Genomic DNA, 19,002 nt, shown 5'->3' on the forward strand with positions numbered 1-19,002 from the left:
ACCCCGCAAGGGTGTTCCGGCCCTCCGCCGCTTCTCCCGTTCGCTCCTACTCCTCGGGCGTCGCGAGGAGACCCTCAAGGAGCGGCCGCAGTCGCGTCGTACGCTCCGGAGCGATCCCCTCGGCCACCGCGCGGGCCAGCGCCTGGTCCACGCCGTGGACGACCGACAGATGACGCTCCGCCCGGCCGAAGGCCGTGTACACCCAGGCGCGGCTCAGGCCCGCCGCGGCGTCCCCGGGCAGCACCGCGACCACCGCGGGCCAGCGCGTCCCGGCCGCCTGGTGCGCGGTGAGCGCCCAGCCGTGCCGCAGCGCCGACTCCACCCGCTCCTTCGGAACGAGGAGCTCGTCGTCGCCGCTCCGCAGGCGCAGGCCCTCGGCGTCGGCCGACACGACCGTCCCCGTCACGGTCCGGCCCGGCACCGGCGCGTACGCCACCCGGTCCCCGGGGTCGTAGCCGCCGAAGCGGCCGGGGCCCGGGTTGAGCCGCTGCTTGAGCGCGGCGTTCAGCGCGCGCGTGCCCGCCGAGCCGCCGTGCCCGACCGTGATCACCTGGGTCTGCTCGGCCGGTACGCCGATCGCCCGGGGCACCGAGTCCGCCACCAGCTGGACCGTACGGTGCACGGCCTCGCCGGCATCCCGGACGGGGACGATCACGACCTCCTTGCCGGGCGCCTCGACCTGGTTCAGCTCGCCGACGCCGATGCCCGACACGAGCTCGCCGAGCGGCCCCGGATCGGGCACGCGCGAGGCGATCCGCGGGCACACCCGGGCGGCGAGCGCGTCGGTGAAGACCCGGCCCGCGCCCGGCGCCCCCAGGACCTCGGGGTCGCCGCTCAGTACCAGCCGGCAGCCGTCCGGCAGCGATTCCACGAGCATCGCGGCCGTCTCCACGTCGAGCTGCGGCGCGTCGAGGACGGCCAGCACGTCCAGGGCGAGGGCGCCCTCCTCGTCGCGACCGGGACCGGCGGCCCCGGAGAGCAGCGCGGCGACCGTCACCGCGTCCGCCCCGGCGGCGCCGAGCGCCCGCCGCCCGCCCTCCGAGTGGACCGCGAGCAGCGCGCGCAGACCCCGCTCGCGGGCCGCCGCGACGAGCGCGACGGGTTCGGCGCGGGCCGCCTCGCCGCCCGTGTGCAGGACGAGTCCGTGCGCCCCGGCGGCGCGGTCGAGCTCGGGACCGTCCCAGGTGTCGGCGGTGGCCGTTCTGACGAGCCGGGAGAGACCGTCCGCGAGGCTCTCCTCCGCCAGCGCGTACCGGTCGAGCCCGAGCAGCACGGGCGTGGCCGGCTCCTCGGCGGCCTCGGCCGCCTCCGCCGCCTCATCGGCTTCGTCCTCGTCGGTGCCGTGCTCCTCCGTCTCCTCCTGGAAGACGAGGACGGCCCCTTCGGAGACGGCCACCTCGACGGCCTTGTCCGGATCGGGCACCGAGTGCCGGGCGAGTCCGGCACACACGGTCCGGAGCTCCAGCGCGGTGTGGCCCTGGAGCGCGGCCTGCTCGAGGAGCCGGACCGTCAGGGCGACGGTCCGGCGCGGGTCGTCGGGCCCGCACGCGGCGCCGAGCAGCGCCCGCGCGAAACCGTCGGCCTGCTCCGGTCGCACCCCGGGCACGGCGAGGAGCTGCCAGGGGTCCTCGCGCAGCGCACCGGCGGCGCCCTCGCCGAGCGCGGCGGCGACCTGTCCGGCCAGCGTCTCGGGCGCGCCGCCCTCGGCCAGTACCTCCCGCACGGCCGCCGTGGTGCCCGCCGCCGGAACCGGCGCGGCGTCCTGGGCGGGAGGCCGCACGGTCATGGCGGGGGCCGCCTCGGGGGCGGGGCGCCGGGGCGCGGGCGCCGGAGCCTCGTAGAACGCGCTGCCCGCGGCCGCGCCGCCCTCCACGGCCCGGACCGCCGCGAGGAGGTCGGCCGCCGTACCGCTCAGCTTGGCGCCGCTCGCCACCGGGCCCTCCTTCTCGGCCTTCCGCGCCTCGATCCGGGCCCGCAGCTCACGCTGCGCGGCGAGCTCGGCCTGCGCGTCGCTCAGCTCGGGCGTGTCGGAAGCCTGGGCGGCCTCGGTGCCGGCGTCCGTCCCGTCTTCGGCGGCGTCCGTCCCGTCTTCGGCCTCGGGCGTCTCCGTGTCGGCGGTTCCGGTCGTGTCGGCGGCTCCGGTGGCCTCGGCGCCCTCTCGTACGTCCTCGGCGGGTGCCTCGACAGGCTCCACGACGGGCTCCTCGATGGGGGCCACGGCCTCGGGTGCCTCGGGCGCGGTCTCCCCGGCAGGCTCGGTCACAGGGTGCTCCAGTCGTGATCCGGATAGCGGTGCACGGGCGCCGACACATCGTCCAGCGCCCGGCAGATCTCGTCAGGAAGACTAAGGCTCTCCACCGACAACGCGGCCGTGAGCTGCCGCGCCGTGCGCGCGCCGACGATCGGCGCGGTCACTCCCGGCCGGTCGCGGACCCAGGCGAGCGCCACCTCCAGCGGGGTCGTGGCGAGCCCGTCGGCGGCGGTTGCGACCGCGTCCACGATCCGGCTCGCGGCCTCGTCCAGGTACGGCTCCACGAAGGGCGCCATCGTCTCCGACGCGCCCCGCGAGTCCGTCGGGGTCCCGCTGCGGTACTTGCCCGTCAGGACCCCGCGGCCGAGGGGCGAGGAGGGCAGCAGACCTATTCCGAGGTCCAGGGCGGCGGGCAGCACCTCGCGCTCCACGCCCCGCTGGAGCAGCGAGTACTCCAGCTGCGCGCCCGCGAGCCGGGTCCGGTCCCCGCCGAGCTGCCAGGTGCCCGCCTTGGCCAGCTGCCAGCCGCAGAAGTTCGCCACGCCCGCGTATCGCGCCCGCCCGCTCCGTACGGCGATGTCGAGGGCCTGGAGGGACTCGTCGAGGGGCGTGCACGGGTCGTAGGCGTGCAGCTGCCACAGGTCCACGTGGTCGGTGCCGAGCCGGGTGAGGGAGGCGTCGAGTGCGGCGAGCAGATGCCCGCGCGAGCCGTCGGTGCGCCGGTCGGGGTCCGCGACGCTGCCCGCCTTGGTCGACAGGACGAGGTCCTGCCGGGGCACCAGACGCTCCATCAGGCGCCCGAGCAGATACTCCGCCTCGCCCCCGCCGTACACGTCGGCGGTGTCCACGAGCGTGCCGCCCGCGTCCCAGAACGCCTTCAACTGCTCGGCGGCGTCGTGCTCGTCGGTGTCCCGCCCCCAGGTGAGCGTGCCGAGTCCGATGCGCGACACGCGCAGGCCGGTACGTCCGAGATGCCTCTGCTCCATGGGCGCGAGATTACTGGCCAGGGCACCACGCGGAGAGAGCCTGTGGACAACCGGACCCTGACGGATGCCGGAGCAGCGCGCTAGAGTCCGGCCAACAGGGACGTTACCGATGGGTAAGGGGTGTGTGGCATGCGGCTCGGCATCAACCTCGGCTACTGGGGCGCCGGAATGGACGGCGACAATCTCGCCGTCGCCCAGGAGGCGGACCGCCTCGGCTACGACGTGTGCTGGGCCGCCGAGGCCTACGGCTCGGACGCCCCCACGGTCCTCGCCTGGGTCGCGGCGAAGACGGAGCGGATCGACGTCGGCTCCGCGATCATGCAGATCCCGGCGCGCCAGCCCGCCATGACGGCGATGACCGCCGCCACGCTCGACTCGCTCACCGGCGGCCGGTTCCGCCTCGGCCTCGGCGTCTCAGGACCCCAGGTCTCCGAGGGCTGGTACGGCGTGAAGTTCGACAAGCCGCTCGCCAGGACCCGCGAGTACGTCGAGATCGTCCGCAAGGCCATGACCCGCGAGCGTCTCAGCTACGAGGGCGAACACTGGACCCTGCCGCTGCCCGACGGGCCCGGCAAGCCCATCAAGCTCACCGTCCACCCGCAGCGTGAGCACATTCCGCTCTATATCGCCGCCATCGGCCCCAAGAACCTGGAGCAGACCGGCGAGATCGCCGACGGCGCCCTGCTGATCTTCCCCTCCGCCGAGCACCTGGAGGAGACCGCGCTGCGCCACCTGCGTGCGGGCCGCGAGAAGGCCGGGCTGACCATGGACGGCTTCGACGTCTGTCCGACGCTGCCGCTCGCCCTCGGCGAGGACGTGACGGCCCTCGCCGACGTCTTCCGGCCGTACACCGCGCTGTACGTCGGCGGCATGGGCAGCCGCAAGCAGAACTTCTACAACCAGCTCGCGCAGCGCATGGGCTACGAGAAGGAGGCCGCCGAGATCCAGGACAAGTACCTGGCCGGCGACAAGGCGGGGGCCGCGGCCGCCGTGCCCCACAGCCTGATCGACCAGACGACCCTGCTCGGTTCCGTCGAGCGGATCGCCGAGCGGATGACCGCCTACGCGGAGGCCGGGGTCACCACCCTGACCCTCGCCCCGGCCGGCTTCACGCTCGACGAGCGGCTGGCGGCCCTGCGGGCGGGCGTCGAGGCGATGGAGCGCGCGGGCCTGTCGTAGGACGCCGGCCCGGCTCCGTAAGGACGAGAAGGACCAGGGCGAAAAGAAGGCCCGCGGGGGGTGATCCCGCGGGCCTGGGCCTGCGGCCGTGGTGGGGGCTCGGGGGTCTTCCCCGCCACGGCCGTCACGCAGCACAACGGCTCCGCAGGGCCACCGGTTACGCCCCCGGGCCTCACTCTTTCGGCCGAGTAGTCAGGCCCTCCTGTTGCCCCCCGCCCCGGACCGCATTTGACTCGGTGGTCCGGGGGCGACGAAGTGCGGTTACGCACGGAGGTGGCGGCGATGCTCACGGCCAAGAGCCTGTTCCAGGAAATCATCGACGACGACGAGTCCTTCCGGCTCTTCTGCTCCATCGCCGCCAGCGGCGAATCCCAAGGGGGCTGGGAGAACGCGCGGATCGCGGCCCTCGTCGCCCCCGGCATGCGCGAACTCGCGCCCAAGATCACCCGCCACGGCGCCGACGAGGACAAACACGGCCGGATCTTCAACGCCCTGCTGAAGAAGCGCGGCCTCGAACCCCTCCCCGTACCGCCCGAGACCGACTACACGATGCTGCTCGAACAGCGCGGGATCGGCCTCGCCCACGACAAGCTCCGCGGCGACGAGCCGCTGACCGAGTCGGACATCATCGTCTACCTCGCCCACAGCCGGGTCACCGAGCAGCGGGCCGCCGACCAGATGGACATGCTCGTCACGTACTTCGGGGACCATCCCGAACTGGGCAGGGCCATCCACATGATCGACAACGACGAGACGAACCACCTCGCGTACTGCCACGAAGAGCTGCTCCGGCTGGCTCGTGAGGGCCACGGCCGGCTCATCCAGCGCACCCTGCGCGAGTCCGCGCTCGCCGAGATCCAGGTCTACCGGGACGTCAGCCTCGCCGTGATGAGCCACATGGGCCGCATCCTGCGCTGGCCCAAGCCCAAGGCGGCCACCCTCGCCGCCGGGATCCGCGGCATGTACGCGTACGAGCGCGTCGCCGGCTGGCACAAGATGGTGAACCTGAGGATGCCCGAACGGCGCGACGCCCTCGGAGGGCCCGCGACCCCCGCCCCCGCCTTCTGAGGGCGCGGTCTCACGCCGACCTCACAGCCAGCCGCGCCGCTTGAACAGCCGGTAGAGACCGGTGACGATCCCCGCCATCAGGACGATCAGCGCCGGGTAGGACCAGGTCCAGCCCAGCTCGGGCATGTGGTCGAAGTTCATGCCGTAGATCCCCGCGATCATCGTGGGGACCGCGGCCATGGCCGCCCACGCCGAGATCTTCCGCATGTCGTCGTTCTGCCGGACGCCCATCTGCGCGAGATGGGCCGAGAGCACGTCGGACAGCAGCCGGTCGAGCCCCTCCACCTGCTCGTTCGAGCGCAGCAGATGGTCGTTGACGTCGCGGAAGAAGGGCTGGGCGTGCTGGTTCACGAAGGGCACCGAGCCGGCCGTCAGCCGGGCGAGCGGACCGGCCAGCGGGCCGCTCGCCCGCCGGAACTCCAGGACCTGCCTCTTCGCCGTGTAGATCCGCTCCGCGGTGTTCGACGGATTGCCGCCGGTCGGCGCGAACACGTCCGCCTCCAGCTCCTCCAGGTCCACCTGGAGCTCACCCGCCACATCGAGGTAGTGGTCCACGACCGCGTCGCTCACCGCGTACAGCACCGCCGTCGGCCCGTGCCTCAGCACCGCCGGCTCCGCCTCCAGCCGCCTGCGCACCGCCGCCAGCGCCGCGCCCTCGCCGTGCCGGACGGTCACCACGAAGGAGTCGCCGACGAACAGCATCAGCTCGCCGGAGGAGACCCGGTCGCTCTCCGGCTCGTAGACGATCGGCTTGAGCACCACGAACAGCGAGTCGTCGTAGACCTCCAGCTTCGGCCGCTGATGGGCCTTCAAGGCGTCCTCGACGGCCAGCGGGTGCAGCGCGAACTCCGAGGCGACGTGGGCGAACTCCGCCTCCGACGGCTCGTGCAGCCCCACCCAGAGGAAGGCGTCCCCCGTCCGGCGCGCCTCGTCCAGCGCGTCGGACAGGTCGGCGGGCCCGGGAGTCCGGCGCCCGTCCCGGTAGATGGCTGAGTCCACGATCACGCGCCGTATTCTCCCCCGGCGCCCACCAGCACGCACGCGCGCGTGGCGCACACCGGCCACTCCCGCCATCCACGCGCTCGTGTGCGGGCATCCGGCCTCTCCCCGCCATCCACGCGCGCGTGGACCTAGGGTCTGTCCGCCGGATCAGGGTCGGATAGACCCTAGGCTGGCCGCCATGGCCACGTTGATCCTCGTCCGGCACGGACGCTCCACCGCCAACACCTCCGGAGTCCTCGCCGGGCGCATGCCCGGGGTCGCGCTCGACGAGCGCGGCGCGGCGCAGGCCGCCGCGCTCCCCGGGCGCCTCGCGGGCGTCCCGCTCGCCGCCGCCGTCTCCAGCCCCCTCCAGCGCTGCCGGGAGACCCTGCGGCCCCTCCTCGACGCCCGCCCGGACCTCCCGCTCCACGTCGAGGAGCGGATCAGCGAGTGCGACTACGGCGACTGGTCCGGCCGCAAGCTGGCGGAGCTGAGCGACGACCCCCTCATGGAGATCGTCCAGGCCCACGCCTCCGCGGCGGCGTTCCCCGGCGGCGAGTCCATGCGCGCCATGCAGACCCGCGCCGTCGAGGCCGTACGGGACTGGAACGCCCGGATCGAGGCCGAGCACGGCGAGGACGCCACGTACGTCATGTGCTCCCACGGGGACATCGTGAAGTCGATCGTGGCCGACGCGCTCGGCCTCCACCTCGACCTCTTCCAGCGCATCCACGTCGACCCGTGCTCGGTCACCGTCATCCGCTACACGCGGCTGCGCCCCTTCCTGCTCCGCCTCGGCGACACCGGCGACTTCGCCGGACTCGTCCCCCGGGAGACCCCCGACAGCAGCGGTGCGGCGGAGGTCGGGGGTGGTGCGGGCGCACCGTGATCCCTTCGCGCAGTAGGGTGGACGCGCCGTTGTCGTACGACTGTCGAGACTTTAGGGAGCCGGGAACGTGTCCCGTCAGGTGTTCCTCTACGACCCACCGGAGCGTTTCGTGGCCGGTACGGTCGGGCTGCCTGGCCGCCGTACGTTCTTCCTCCAGGCGTCGGCGAGCGGCCGGGTGACGAGCGTCGCGCTGGAGAAGGCGCAGGTCGCCGCACTCGCCGAGCGCATCGACGAGCTTCTGGACGAGGTCGTGCGCCGCACCGGCGGCAATGCCCCCGTCCCCTCGATCGCCCCCGCCGACAGCGCGGACACCGCCCCGCTCGACGCCCCCGTCGAGGAGGAGTTCCGGGTCGGCACCATGGCGCTCGCCTGGGACGGCGAGGAGCAGCGGCTGATCGTCGAGGCGCAGGCGCTCGTCGAGCTCGACGTGGACTCCGAGGAGGACCTCGCCGAGGCCGAGGAGCGGATGCTCCAGGACGAGGAGAACGGCCCGCCGATGCTCCGCGTCCGGCTCAGCGGCGCCCAGGCCCGGTCCTTCGCCAAGCGGGCCCTGGACGTCGTCAACGCCGGCCGGCCGCCGTGCCCGCTGTGCAGCCTGCCGCTCGACCCCGAGGGGCACGTCTGCCCGCGCCAGAACGGATACCGCCGCGGAGCATGAGCAGCAGCCCCGAGACCCTGCCGGCCGCGGAGCTGCTCGCCCACGGTGAGCTGACCGTGCGCGGCCGGGTCGGCGAGGCGTCCAACGCCGTGCTCTACTGCTCCGTCGCCCACGAGGGCCGCGAGGCGGCCTGCGTGTACAAGCCGGTCGCGGGGGAGCAGCCCCTGTGGGACTTCCCGGACGGCACCCTCGCGCAGCGCGAGGTCGCCGCGTACGAGATCTCCGAGGCCACCGGCTGGGGCCTGATCCCGCCGACGGTGCTCCGCGAGGGCCCGTACGGGGAGGGCATGGTCCAGCTGTGGATCGAGGCCGATCCGGAGGCGCGGCTCCTCGCCCTCACCGAGGACGAGGAGGCCGGGGACGGCTGGAAGGCCGTCGGGCCCGCTCGGATCGCCGAGGACCACACCGCGCTGCTCGTCCACGCCGACACCCCGGAGCTGCGGCGTCTCGCCGTCCTGGACGCCGTCATCAACAACGGCGACCGCAAGGGCGGACATCTGCTGCCGGCCCCCGACGGACGCCTGTACGGCATCGACCACGGCGTCTCCTTCCATGTCGACGACAAGCTGCGCACGCTCCTCTGGGGCTGGGCGGGCGAGGAGCTGCCCGCCGAGTCGGCCGCGGTCCTCGACGGCCTGGAGCGGTCCCTGGGGCCCGGAGCGCCGCTCGGGACCCGCCTGGCGGAGCTGCTCACCGGGGCCGAGGTGGCGGCGGTACGCGCGCGCGTGGCCGCGCTGCGGGCGAGCGGGCGGCATCCGGAGCCCTCGGGGCTGTGGCCGGCGATCCCCTGGCCGCCGGTCTGAGGAACGGTCCAGGAAGGGACCAGACCGAAAAGTTTCGGCCATCGCGGGCCGGGTGGACCTGGACCCCTAGGGGGTATGCACGCAAGGCTCCGACCCGCAAGAGCGCCTAATCGGTCAAGATCCCGGGTCCGGTTCGTATCCGGAACACCTGTCCGGTTACGCTCGGGTCATGCATGCCTGGCCCGCTTCTGAGGTCCCCGCCCTTCCCGGCAAGGGCCGCGACCTCCGGATCCACGACACCGCGACCGGCGGACGAGTCACCCTCGCCCCCGGCCCCGTCGCCCGTATCTACGTCTGCGGCATCACGCCGTACGACGCGACCCACATGGGTCACGCGGCGACCTACAACGCGTTCGACCTCGTTCAGCGCGTGTGGCTCGACACCAAGCGGCAGGTGCTGTACGTCCAGAACGTGACGGACGTGGACGACCCGCTGCTGGAACGAGCCATCCGTGACGGCCTCGACTGGGTCGGCCTCGCCGAGCGGGAGACCGCCCTCTTCCGCGAGGACATGACCGCCCTGCGGATGCTGCCCCCGCAGCACTACATCGGCGCTGTCGAGGCCATACCGGGCATCGTCCCGCTCGTCGAGCGGCTCCGGGACTCCGGCGCCGCGTACGAGCTCGAAGGTGACATCTACTTCTCCGTCGACGCCGACCCGCACTTCGGCCAGGTCTCGAACTACTCCACCGAGCTGATGCGCCACCTCTCCGCCGAGCGTGGCGGCGACCCGGAGCGCCCCGGCAAGAAGAACCCGCTCGACCCGATGCTCTGGATGGCCGCCCGCGAGGGCGAGCCGAGCTGGGACGGCGCCAGCCTCGGCGCCGGGCGTCCCGGCTGGCACATCGAGTGCGTAGCCATCGCCCTGGACCACCTCGGCATGAGCTTCGACGTGCAGGGCGGCGGGTCCGACCTGATCTTCCCGCACCACGAGATGGGCGCCTCCCACGCCCAGGTCCTCACCGGCGAGTTCCCGATGGCCAAGGCGTACGTCCACGCCGGCATGGTCGGCCTGGACGGCGAGAAGATGTCCAAGTCCCGGGGCAACCTCGTCTTCGTCTCGCGGCTGCGCCGCGACGGCGTCGACCCGGCCGCCATCCGGCTCGCGCTCCTCTCCCACCACTACCGCGCCGACTGGGAGTGGACCGACCAGGTCCTCCAGGACGCCGTGGAGCGGCTCGACCGCTGGCGCGCCGCGGTCTCCCGCCCCGACGGCACGTCCGCCGACGCGCTCGTCGAGGAGATCCGCGAGGCCCTCTCCGACGACCTCGACGCCCCGGCCGCCCTGGCCGCGGTCGACCGCTGGGCCGCGCTCCAGACCGCCGAGGGGGGCACTGACGAGTCCGCCCCCGGTCTCGTCTCCCGTGCGGTCGACGCGCTCCTGGGTGTCGCCCTGTAGCGAGCGCCGCGGAACAACTCCTGTGAGTGCAACCGCCCTTGGACTTCTTGACGAAGTCCGGGGGCGGTTCCTTTTTGTCCTGTCGCCGTGCTCGAATCTGCGCTAAATAGGCCTCATGCAATCATCAATGCGCATGAGAGCTGCAGTCGTCGGTGCACTGCTCGGGTTGCTCACCGCCTTCGCGGGACCCGGTGGCAGCGCCTCGGCCGAACCGTCCGACACCACCGTCGGCGACGTCACCGGCTTCGCCGCCGACGGATCCGTCTACCGGCTGACCGCGGGCCAGACGGAGGCCCGCGTCTCCTTCGTCACCGCCGACACCTTCCGCATCGAACTCGCCCCCGATGGCAGGTTCACCGACCCCACCGGCACCGACATCGTCCTGCCCCAGGGACCGCCCCCGGCCACCCACTGGCGCGACCTCGGCGACCGCTACGAGCTCGGCACCGCAGCGGTCACGCTGCGCGTCACCAAGTCCCCGCTGCGCTTCTCGGCCGTACGCGCCGACGGCACCCCGCTCTGGTCCGAGACCCAGGGCCTCACCTGGAACCAGGACCGCACCACCCAGACCCTCGCCCGGGGCGCCGACGAGCAGTTCTACGGCGCGGGCATGCAGAACGGCCGCGGCAACACCACCCACCGCGGCAAGACGGTCGAGGTCGGCGTCGACTACAACTGGAACGACGGCGGCCACCCCAACTCCGTCCCCTTCTACCTCTCCTCGGCCGGCTACGGCGTCTACCGCAACACCTACGCGCCCAACACCTACGCCTTCACCGAGCCCGTCACCACCACCGCGAAGGAACAGCGCTTCGACGCCTACTACTTCGCCGGCACCGGCCGCGACGCCCTCAAGGACGTCATCGGCCAGTACACCCGCCTCACCGGCAAGCCCTTCCTGCCACCCGTGTACGGCCTGGAGATCGGCGACGCCGACTGCTACCTCCACAACGCCAACCGCGGCGAACGCCGCACCCTCGACGCCCTGAAGGTCGCCGACGGCTACGTCGAGAACGACATGCCCAACGGCTGGATGCTCGTCAACGACGGCTACGGCTGCGGCTACGAGAACCTCGCCGAGGCGTCCGCCGGGCTCGGCGAGCGCGGCATGAAGCTCGGCCTGTGGACCGAGGACGGCATCGACCAGCTCGAAGACCAGGTCAAGGCCGGCCAGCGGGTCGCCAAGCTCGACGTCGCCTGGGTCGGCGCCGGCTACAAGTTCGCCCTCGACGGCTGCAAGGACGCCCACGCCGGCATCGAGGCCCACAGCGACGCCCGCGGCTTCACCTGGGCCCCCGAGAGCTGGTCCGGCGCCCAGCGCTGCGGCGTCCAGTGGTCCGGCGACCAGTCGGGCACCTGGGAGTACATCCGCTGGCAGATACCCACCTACGCCGGCGCCTCCATGTCCGGCCTCGCCTACACCACCGGCGACGTCGACGGGATCTTCGGCGGCAGCGCCAAGACGTACACCCGCGACCTCCAGTGGAAGACCTTCCTGCCCGTCACGATGACCATGGACGGCTGGGCCGCCAACGACAAGCAGCCCTTCCGGTACGGCGAGCCGTACACCTCGATCAACCGCGCCTCCCTCAAGCTCCACGAGGCCCTGCTCCCGTACATCTACAGCCACGCCCACCAGGCCACGAAGACCGGCGTCGGCCTCGCCCGGCCGCTCGCCCTGGAGTACCCGGACGACCCGAAGGCCGCGAGCGACGCGGCGAAGTACGAGTTCCTCAGCGGCGAGGACTTCCTCGTCGCCCCCGTCTACCAGGACGCCGTCGAACGCGACGGCATCTACCTCCCCAAGGGCACCTGGATCGACTACTGGAGCGGGCGCACCTACGAGGGCCCCGTCACCGTCGACGACTACAGCGCCCCGCTCGACACCCTGCCCCTCTTCGTCCGGGCCGGTGCCACCGTCCCCATGTGGCCCGGTGACATCCGCTCGTACACCGACCGCGCCCCCGGCGACCCGATCGCCTGGGACGTCTACCCGAAGGGCAGTTCCTCCTTCGAGCTGTACGAGGACGACGGCGTCACCCGCGAACACCGCGGCGGCCGGTACGCCACCCAGCGCGCCGAGGTCCGCGCCCCGAACGGCGGCCCCGGCGACGTGACCGTCCGCATCGGCGCGAGCAAGGGCACGTACACCGGCAAGCCCACCGCCCGGCCGTACGCCTTCACGGTCCACACCGGCGACGCCCCCGGCGCCGTCCGGCTCGACGGGCGCAAGCTGCCCGCCCTCACCTCCCGTGCCGCCTTCGACGCCGCCGCCCAGGGCTGGTGGTACGACCGCGACGAGCGCGGGGGAGTGGTCCGGGTCAAGACCGCCGCCCTGCCCACCGACCGCGGCTTCGAGCTGCGGCTGACCGACACCAGCGCGGTCGGCGGGGCCGTACCGGGCGCGTCCGCCGTCCTCGCCGCCCCCACCGGGCAGGAACTCGGCGCGGGCGCCCCGGGCACGGTCGCCGTGGACGTCACCGCGGGCGCCCGCGACGCCACCGACGTCCGCGTCACGCTCGACGCACCGGCGGGCTGGCAGGTCACCCCGGCCGCACCGATCGGCCGGATCCCGGCCGGCATCACCCGGCGCGTCGAGGTCGCCGTCACCCCGGCGGCGGACGCGAAGCCCGGCGAGGCCGCGCTCACCGCGACCGCCCGCCACCGCGCGGCGGGCACCGACCGCACCGCCACCCAGCGGTTCGCGGTCGGCGTGATGCCCGCACCGCCGACGGCCGCCGCCTGGGCGAGCGACCTGGTCTGGCTGCGCTCCACGAACGGCTGGGGACCGCCCGAACGCGACCGCTCCAACGGCGAGTCCGGCGCCGCCGACGGCCGGCCGCTCACCCTGGCCGGGACGACCTACGAGAAGGGGATCGGCGGCCACGCCGACTCCGACATCGAGGTCTACCTCGGCGGGCGCTGCACCGCCTTCACCGCCGACGTCGGCATCGACGACGAGATCAACGGCTACGGGGACGTGGCCTTCTCCGTCGAGGCGGACGGCAAGGTCCTGTGGACCTCACCCCGGCTGACGGGCGCCTCCGCGACCCTGCCGGTGGACGTCGACGTGACCGGGGCCCGGCACGTCCGGCTGCGGATCACGGACACCAACGGGTCGAAGAGCGGCGACCACGGGGACTGGGCGGCGGCCCGGTTCACCTGCACGTGACCGCCCGAGGGCCTGAGCTCCTGAGGTCCTGACACGCGTACGGGAGGGGCGCCCTCGGGCACCCCTCCCGTACCGATGTCTACGACTCGGCGTCGCCGCTCCCGCTCTCGTCGGACGAGTCCTCGGCGGATCCTTCGGTCGTCCCTTCGGAGCTCGGCTCCGTACCCGCGCCGGGCTCCGGCGCCGACCCCGGCCCCGGTACCGACTCCGGACCCGGCCGCTCCGGCTTCGGCGGCCTCGTCCGGCCGCTCCCCGTGTCGCGCAGGAACGGCGAGTCGCCGCCCTCCGTCGCCACCCCGGGGCCGCCCCCGGGCCCGGTGCCCGGTTCGCGCCGCCGCAGGTAGCGCTCGAACTCGCGGGCGATCGCCTCGCCCGAGGCCTCCGGCAGCTCCGCCGTGTCCCGCGCCTCTTCCAGCGTCTGCACGTACTCGGCGACCTCGCTGTCCTCGGCGGCCAGCTGGTCCACGCCCAGCTGCCACGCCCGCGCGTCCTCGGGCAGGTCGCCCAGCGGGATGCGCAGACCGATCAGGTCCTCCAGACGGTTGAGGAGCGCGAGGGTCGCCTTCGGGTTCGGCGGCTGCGACACGTAGTGCGGCACCGCCGCCCAGAGGCTCACCGCGGGCACGCCCGCGTGCGTGCACGCCTCCTGGAGGATGCCGACGATGCCCGTCGGACCCTCGTACCGGGTCTCCTCCAGGTCCATCGTCCGCGCCAGGTCCGGATCGGACGTCACCCCGCTGACGGGGACCGGCCGGGTGTGCGGCGTGTCCCCGAGCAGCGCGCCCAGGATCACGACCATCTCCACCCCCAGCTCGTGGGCGAAGGCGAGCAGCTCGTTGCAGAAGGAGCGCCAGCGCATCGATGGCTCGATCCCGCGCACGAGCACCAGGTCACGCGGCTTGTCGCCGCCGATTCTGACCACCGAGAGCCGGGTCGTCGGCCAGGTGATCTTCCGGACGCCGTTGTCCAGGAAGACCGTGGGCCGGTTGACCTGGAAGTCGTAGTAGTCCTCGGCGTCGAGGGCCGCGAACACCTCGCCCTTCCATTCCCGGTCCAGATGGGCGACCGCGGTGGAGGCGGCGTCGCCGGCGTCGTTCCAGCCCTCGAACGCGGCCACCATGACCGGGTCGATCAGCTCGGGTACCCCCTCGAGCTCGATCACCCAGCGCCTCCTTTTCGAAGTTCCTGTCGTACGGACCAACCTTACGGCTTTCCGGCGGTCCGTCCGCAGCCCCCGGACATCCCCGAAAACCCGTGCGGCCTTGATCGACTACCCAGGAACTCGCCTCCGCACACGGCGGTCTCACTCCTCCCAGAGCGTGCTCGGCGCCTCCCTCCGCACCACCGGCGCGATCTCCTCGGCGAAGCGCTGGAGCGTCTCGGACTGCTCGGCCGTGGACTGGCCGAAGGTGTCGACCGTGACGGACTGGAGGTCGTGCCCGTAGTGCTCGTGGTAGCCGAGGATCTTGTCGATGATCTGCTGCGGCGAACCGATCAGCTGCGGCCCGGCCGCGATCGCGTCCTCGATCGTGCGGAACGGGGTGTTGTAGCCGGCCTTTCCCTCCAGGTGCGGGCGGAAGCTCTGCCGCACCTTCGCCTCGTACAGGTCCCGGTAGCGGCTCACCGCCTGCTCCGCGGTGTCGGCGATGAGCAGCCCGCCCGAACCGGCCGCCACGCGCGCGTGGGCCGGGTCGTGCCCGTACTCCTCGAACTTCTCGCGGTAGTGGGCGATGAGCCGCGCGTACGCCTCCCTCGGCTGGATCGCGTTGGCGGTGAAGAGCGGATCGCCGTGCTTCGCGGCGAGTTCCGGGGAGTTGAGACTTGTGGCCGAGCCGTGCCAGATCCGCGGCGGACCGGCGTACGGGCGCGGGACCGTGGTGACGTTCTTCAGCGGCGGCCGGAACTCGCCCTCCCAGTCGACGCCCTCCTCCGACCAGAGGCGGCGCAGCAGCTCGTACTTCTCCTTCTGGAGGTCCCACTGCCGCTCCTCGTCCAGCCCGAAGAGGTCGAAGTGACCGGCCTCCGCGCCCTTGCCGACGACGAGTTCGAGCCGGCCGCGGGAGAGCTGGTCGAGAGTGGCGTAGTCCTCGGCGACCCGGACGGGATCGAGGATCGCGACGACGGTGACGCCGGTGAGCAGCCGGATCCGGGTGGTCCGGGCCGCCAGCGCGGCGAGCAGCACGGTCGGGGCCGAGGAGAGGAAGGGGCCCGCGTGGCGCTCCCCTACCGCGTACGCGTCGAAGCCGAGGCGTTCGGCGGTCTCGCCGAGCGTGACGACCTGCTCCAACCGGTCGGCGGCGGAGAGCAGTTCACCGGTGAGGGGGTGCGGGGTGTGGTGGACGATCGAGAGGACCTGGAATTTCATGCGTCCACTCTGCGCGCGGAGTGTTGCGGCGGTGTGGCCGGAGCGTGGCACGCGTGAGGGGCGGTCCCCGGCTCGGGAACCGCCCCTCCGTCCGCGGGAGTTACTTCCGCAGCATGGACTCGACACCGGCGCGGATCTCGTCCGTCGCCAGGCCTCGTATCGTCAGCGTCGTACGGCGGCGCAGCACGTCGTCCGCCGTCTCGGCCCACTCGTGGTCGCGGGCGTAGGCGACCTGCGCCCAGATCTCCGGGGCGTCCGGGTGGATCCGCCGGGCGAGCTCCGGGTTCTCGTTCGCCATGCGGGCGATGTCGAAGGAGAGCGAGCCGTAGTGCGTCGCCAGGTGCCTGGCGGTGTCGGCGGCCATCCGCGGACCGGGCGCCGGGCCGTCGGAGAGCAGCCGGTGCGCGACCGCGTTCGGGTTGGCGATACCGGGCAGCGGGAGCCGCTTCGGCAGCGTCGAGACCGACTCGTAGTCGTCGCCCAGCGGGTGGCCCGGGAGGGCCTCCAGCTTCTTCATCACCGTACGGCCGATGTGGCGGAAGGTCGTCCACTTGCCGCCGGCCACCGACAGCATGCCGCCGCGGCCCTCGGTGACGACCGTTTCGCGCTTGGCCTTCGAGGTGTCGCCGGGACCGCCCGGGAGCACCCGGAGACCCGCGAAGGCGTAGGTGATCAGATCGCGGTCGAGCTGCTGGTCGCGGATGGAGAACGCGGCCTCGTCCAGGATCTGGGCGGTGTCCTTCTCGGTGACCTCGACCTGGCCGGGGTCACCCTCGTACTCCTCGTCGGTGGTGCCGAGGAGCAGCATGTCCTCCCAGGGGAGGGCGAAGGTGATGCGGTACTTGTCGATCGGGGTGGCCAGCGCGGCCTTCCACGGCGAGGTCCGCTTGAGGACCAGGTGCGCGCCCTTGGAGAGACGGATGGAGGGCGCCGCGTTCGGGTCCTCCATCCTGCGCAGGTGGTCGACCCACGGGCCGGTCGCGTTCAGTACCAGGCGGGCGGTGACGCCGAACTCGTCGCCGCTCGTACGGTCCTTCAGCTCGGCGCCCGTGACCCGGCCCCGGGTGAAGCGCAGGCCGGTGACCTCGGCGTGGTTGAGGACGGTGGCCCCGGCGTCGACGGCGGCGCGGACCGTCATCAGCGCCATGCGGGCGTCGTTCATCTGGTCGTCGCCGTAGACGGCCACGGCCTTCAGGTTGTCCGTCCGCAGCTCCGGCACGTCCTGGGCGGCCTTGGCGGGGGAGAGCAGGTGTCCGACACCGTCACCGAAGGCGGACAGGGCGGAGTACGCGAAGACGCCGGCGCCCAGCTTGGCCGCGCCGTGCGGGCCGCCCTTGTAGACGGGCAGGTAGAAGGTGAGGGGGTTGGCGAGGTGCGGTGCCACCTGACGGGAGACCGCACGCCGCTCGAAGTGGTTCTCCGCGACCAGCTTCACCGCGCCGGTCTGCAGGTAGCGCAGACCGCCGTGGAGCAGCTTGGAGGAGGCGGAGGAGGTGGCGCCGGCGAAGTCGCCGGCGTCCACCAGGGCCACCCGCAGACCGGACTGCGCGGCGTGCCAGGCGGTGGAGATGCCCAGGATGCCGCCGCCGATGACCAGGAGGTCGTACGTCGCCTTGGAAAGCTGCTCCCGGGTCTCGGCGCGGCTCGGGAGGGAGCCGGACGCCGGGTGCGTCCCAAGGGCAGGGACGCTCTGCAGGGTGGTCATGTGTCTTACTCCTCGTCCTCGATCCAGCCCATGGTCCGCTCCACGGCCTTGAGCCAGCTCTTGTACTCGCTGTCACGCCTGTCGGCGTCCATGCGAGGGGTCCATTCCGCCGCGCGGCGCCAGTTGGCGCGCAGGGCGTCGGTGTCCGGCCAGAAGCCGACGGCCAGGCCGGCGGCGTAGGCGGCACCGAGGCAGGTGGTCTCGGCGACCATCGGACGCACGACGGGCGCGTCCAGGAAGTCCGAGAGGGTCTGCATCAGCAGGTTGTTGGAGGTCATGCCGCCGTCGACCTTCAGCGCGGTCAGCTCGACGCCGGAGTCCTTCGTCATGGCGTCGGTGATCTCGCGGGTCTGCCAGGCGGTGGCCTCCAGGACGGCGCGGGCGATGTGCGCCTTGGTGACGTACCGGGTGAGGCCGGCGATCACACCGCGGGCGTCGGAGCGCCAGTACGGGGCGAACAGGCCGGAGAAGGCCGGCACGAAGTAGGCGCCGCCGTTGTCCTCGACCGAGGACGCGAGGGTCTCGATCTCGGCCGCGGACTTGATCAGGCCCATCTGGTCGCGCATCCACTGCACCAGCGAACCGGTGACGGCGATCGAGCCCTCCAGGGCGTAGACCGGCTTCTGGTCGCCGATCTGGTAGCCGACCGTGGTCAGCAGGCCGCTGTAGGAGTTGATGATCTTGTCACCGGTGTTCATGAGCATGAAGGTGCCGGTGCCGTACGTGGACTTGGCCTCGCCCTCGGCGAAACAGGTCTGGCCGAACAGGGCGGCCTGCTGGTCGCCGAGCGCCGAGGCGACCGGGACACCGGCGAGGGCGCCGTTCTTGACGTGACCGTAGACCTCGGCGGAGGACCGGATCTCGGGGAGGACGTTGAGGGGGACCCCCATCGACTCCGCGATCTTCTCGTCCCAGGCCAGCGTGTGGAGGTTCATCAGCATGGTGCGCGAGGCGTTGGTGACGTCGGTGACGTGCACGCCGCCGTCGGCGCCGCCCGTGAGGTTCCAGATGACCCACGAGTCCATGGTGCCGAAGAGGATGTCGCCGGCCTCGGCGCGCTCACGCAGGCCCTCGACGTTGTCGAGCATCCAGCGGATCTTCGGGCCGGCGAAGTAGCTCGCCAGCGGCAGGCCGGTCTCGCGGCGGAAGCGGTCCTGGCCGACGTTGCGGCCGAGCTCCTTGCAGAGGGCGTCGGTGCGGGTGTCCTGCCAGACGAGGGCGTTGTGGACGGGCTCACCGGTGTTCTTGTCCCAGAGCAGCGTGGTCTCGCGCTGGTTGGTGATGCCGATCGCCTTGACGTCGGCGGAGGTGATGTTCGCCTTGTCGAGGGCGCCGGCGACGACCTCCTGGACGTTGGTCCAGATCTCGGCGGCGTCGTGCTCGACCCAGCCCGGCTTCGGGAAGATCTGCTCGTGCTCCTTCTGGTCGACCGAGACGATCCGGCCGTCCTTGTCGAAGACGATGCAGCGCGAGGAGGTGGTGCCCTGGTCGATGGCCGCGATGAAGGGGCCGGACGTGTGTGCGTCGGTCACGGTGTGCTCCAAGG

General features: G+C 72.6%; 14 protein-coding genes. 7 read left to right on the forward strand and 7 right to left on the reverse strand.

Going from position 1 to position 19,002, the window contains the following annotated elements:
- Window positions 1-46: 46 nt before the first annotated feature.
- The gene (locus OG357_RS31620) at window positions 47-2,263 is read right to left on the reverse strand and encodes a helix-hairpin-helix domain-containing protein (protein ID WP_329624378.1); all 2,217 of its coding nucleotides are present in this window, start codon (window positions 2,261-2,263) and stop codon (window positions 47-49) included.
- Window positions 2,260-3,237 carry an aldo/keto reductase gene (locus OG357_RS31625; RefSeq protein WP_329624379.1) on the reverse strand — a complete coding sequence of 326 codons (978 nt, stop codon included), beginning with the start codon at window positions 3,235-3,237 and terminating at the stop codon, window positions 2,260-2,262. Before OG357_RS31625 ends, OG357_RS31620 begins: the two co-directional genes overlap by 4 nt.
- Before the next feature lie 129 nt (window positions 3,238-3,366).
- On the opposite strand from OG357_RS31625, the gene OG357_RS31630 reads away from it, so the two are divergent.
- The gene (locus OG357_RS31630; RefSeq protein WP_329624380.1) at window positions 3,367-4,416 is read left to right on the forward strand and encodes an LLM class F420-dependent oxidoreductase; all 1,050 of its coding nucleotides are present in this window, start codon (window positions 3,367-3,369) and stop codon (window positions 4,414-4,416) included.
- 282 nt (window positions 4,417-4,698) lie between these two features.
- Entirely contained in the window at window positions 4,699-5,484 is a 786-nt protein-coding gene (locus OG357_RS31635) for a ferritin-like domain-containing protein (protein ID WP_329624381.1), read from the forward strand.
- Between the two features lie 21 nt (window positions 5,485-5,505).
- On the opposite strand, the gene OG357_RS31640 is transcribed toward OG357_RS31635, so the two are convergent.
- Complete coding sequence (locus OG357_RS31640) at window positions 5,506-6,498, reverse strand: magnesium and cobalt transport protein CorA (protein WP_329625754.1); 993 nt, start codon at window positions 6,496-6,498, stop codon at window positions 5,506-5,508.
- A gap of 166 nt (window positions 6,499-6,664) precedes the next feature.
- On the opposite strand from OG357_RS31640, the gene OG357_RS31645 reads away from it, so the two are divergent.
- The 5 genes from OG357_RS31645 (at window position 6,665) to OG357_RS31665 (ending at window position 13,386) form a co-directional block, all read left to right on the forward strand.
- A complete protein-coding gene (locus tag OG357_RS31645) occupies window positions 6,665-7,354 on the forward strand; it encodes a histidine phosphatase family protein (RefSeq protein WP_329624382.1) in 690 nt (229 codons plus the stop codon).
- Window positions 7,355-7,421: 67 nt separating this feature from the next.
- The gene (locus OG357_RS31650; protein ID WP_329624383.1) at window positions 7,422-8,012 is read left to right on the forward strand and encodes a DUF3090 domain-containing protein; all 591 of its coding nucleotides are present in this window, start codon (window positions 7,422-7,424) and stop codon (window positions 8,010-8,012) included.
- On the forward strand, window positions 7,976-8,815 hold the full coding sequence (locus OG357_RS31655) for an SCO1664 family protein (RefSeq protein WP_443066834.1): 840 nt from the start codon (window positions 7,976-7,978) through the stop codon (window positions 8,813-8,815). Before OG357_RS31650 ends, OG357_RS31655 begins: the two co-directional genes overlap by 37 nt.
- Before the next feature lie 169 nt (window positions 8,816-8,984).
- Window positions 8,985-10,214, forward strand: coding sequence for a cysteine--1-D-myo-inosityl 2-amino-2-deoxy-alpha-D-glucopyranoside ligase (gene mshC, locus OG357_RS31660; RefSeq protein WP_329624385.1), 1,230 nt, complete (start codon window positions 8,985-8,987; stop codon window positions 10,212-10,214).
- A gap of 115 nt (window positions 10,215-10,329) precedes the next feature.
- Window positions 10,330-13,386 (forward strand): NPCBM/NEW2 domain-containing protein, encoded by a 3,057-nt coding sequence (locus OG357_RS31665; protein ID WP_329624386.1) that lies wholly within the window; start codon window positions 10,330-10,332, stop codon window positions 13,384-13,386.
- A 79-nt stretch (window positions 13,387-13,465) separates the two neighbouring features.
- Here the strand turns inward: OG357_RS31665 and OG357_RS31670 are convergent, their stop codons facing one another.
- The 4 genes from OG357_RS31670 to glpK form a co-directional block, all read right to left on the reverse strand.
- Entirely contained in the window at window positions 13,466-14,548 is a 1,083-nt protein-coding gene (locus OG357_RS31670) for a PAC2 family protein (protein WP_329624387.1), read from the reverse strand.
- A gap of 141 nt (window positions 14,549-14,689) precedes the next feature.
- On the reverse strand, window positions 14,690-15,751 hold the full coding sequence (locus OG357_RS31675; RefSeq protein ID WP_329624388.1) for an LLM class flavin-dependent oxidoreductase: 1,062 nt from the start codon (window positions 15,749-15,751) through the stop codon (window positions 14,690-14,692).
- Between the two features lie 100 nt (window positions 15,752-15,851).
- A complete protein-coding gene (locus OG357_RS31680; RefSeq protein ID WP_329624389.1) occupies window positions 15,852-17,456 on the reverse strand; it encodes a glycerol-3-phosphate dehydrogenase/oxidase in 1,605 nt (534 codons plus the stop codon).
- Window positions 17,457-17,461: 5 nt separating this feature from the next.
- Entirely contained in the window at window positions 17,462-18,988 is a 1,527-nt protein-coding gene (gene glpK / locus OG357_RS31685) for a glycerol kinase GlpK (RefSeq protein ID WP_329624390.1), read from the reverse strand.
- Window positions 18,989-19,002: the final 14 nt, after the last annotated feature.

The organism is Streptomyces sp. NBC_01255, from assembly GCF_036226445.1.
Classification (GTDB): domain Bacteria; phylum Actinomycetota; class Actinomycetes; order Streptomycetales; family Streptomycetaceae; genus Streptomyces.